General features: G+C 36.4%; 2 protein-coding genes. Both read right to left on the reverse strand.

The window, feature by feature from the left end; all coding sequences use genetic code 11:
* Positions 1-28: 28 nt before the first annotated feature.
* On the reverse strand, positions 29-871 hold the full coding sequence (locus AC2A07_RS19610; protein ID WP_484051790.1) for an IS3 family transposase: 843 nt from the start codon (positions 869-871) through the stop codon (positions 29-31).
* Positions 859-1430 (reverse strand): helix-turn-helix domain-containing protein (locus AC2A07_RS19615; RefSeq protein WP_484051789.1); only part of this gene is annotated, 572 nt, incomplete at its 5' end. The genes AC2A07_RS19610 and AC2A07_RS19615, both read right to left, overlap by 13 nt.

Genomic DNA, 1430 nt, shown 5'->3' on the forward strand with positions numbered 1-1430 from the left:
TAGACTGCACCCAAAAGTTTAGACAAAGTTAAACAATATTATTATAGGAAAGAGTTCGGTACTGTACCGGACTCTTTCCTTTAAGATTAAGTCTTATTCTGTCGTGGTTGTAATAATTAATGTATTCTTTTATTTCTTTCTTTAGCTCATCAATTGTTTTAAATTTTTTGATGTAAAACATCTCGGATTTTAGCGTTCCGAAGAAGTTCTCAATCACTGCGTTATCTAAACAGTTTCCTTTGCGTGACATACTTTGCACGATTCCTTTTTCTTTCAAAAGCATCTGATAGGCTTTCATTTGATATTGCCAGCCTTGATCTGAGTGGAGAATAATGTTTTCTGTATTTTTTATTTTCTTTAAACCTTTTTTAAGCATATCTGTAATCTGGGCAAACACAGGTCTTTCAGAGATATTATAGCTGATGATTTCACCGTTGAACAAGTCTATTATCGGAGATAAATAGAGTTTGTTCCCAGAGACATTAAATTCCGTCACATCTGTTGCCCATTTTTTGTTCGGCTGTTCGGCTTTGAAGTTTCTTTTCAGGATATTGGGCACTATCCTGCCTTGTTCTCCCCTGTAAGATTTGTACTTCTTTACCCGTATAATACTTTTTAATCCTAACATTTTCATTAACCTCAAAACTGTTTTATGATTGATAATGATTCCTTTTTCTTTCATTGCCAAAGTTATACGACGGTATCCAAAACGTCCTTTGTGCCGGTGATAGATTTGTTTTATCAAGGTTTTAATCTCCTCATATTTATCCTTCTTCTCAAGGATTTTCTGATAGTAATAGAAACTGCTCCTCGCCATACCTATACAATCCAGCAAGACTGACAGATCATATTTTCGCCTTAATTCTTCGATGGCCTCTGCTTGTTCTTTTTGAGAGTTAAGGCGTCTAACTTTTTTAGAAAATCGTTCTCGGCACGCAGTCTTTCATTTTCCAGCAAAAGCTCTTCTTCTCTGGTTAATGGCTTGTCAGACTTCCTTTTCTTGCGTTTGTAATCACTCATTGTTTTGGGTCTTCCTATGGGTTTGTTTTCCAAACCTAAAATACCACTTTTTTCGTAATCACGCTGCCAGTTCAGGACGGTAGACTGGGCAGGGATATCAAACCTGATACATGCTTCTCTTTGTGAGATAGACTCCGTGTTGATGGCTTTCAACACCTTAAGCTTGAACCCTACGGAATAGCTTTTGTTTTTTCTCGGCTGTAGTCCAGATATTCCGTACCTATTATAAAAGCCAATCCACTTGCGAAGATTACTCTCATTAAATCCTTTTTCGATTGCTATAGATTCAATTGAGCGGTAAGAATTCAGGTGAAGTTCAATACATTCCAATTTGAAAGCAACGCTAAATTTTTCTTTCCTTTCCATAAAAAATGCCCCTAAAAAGTGTCTAACTTTTTGGGGGCAGTCCA

The sequence above is a fragment of the Chryseobacterium sp. HNCC26DJ238 genome (assembly GCF_057180465.1).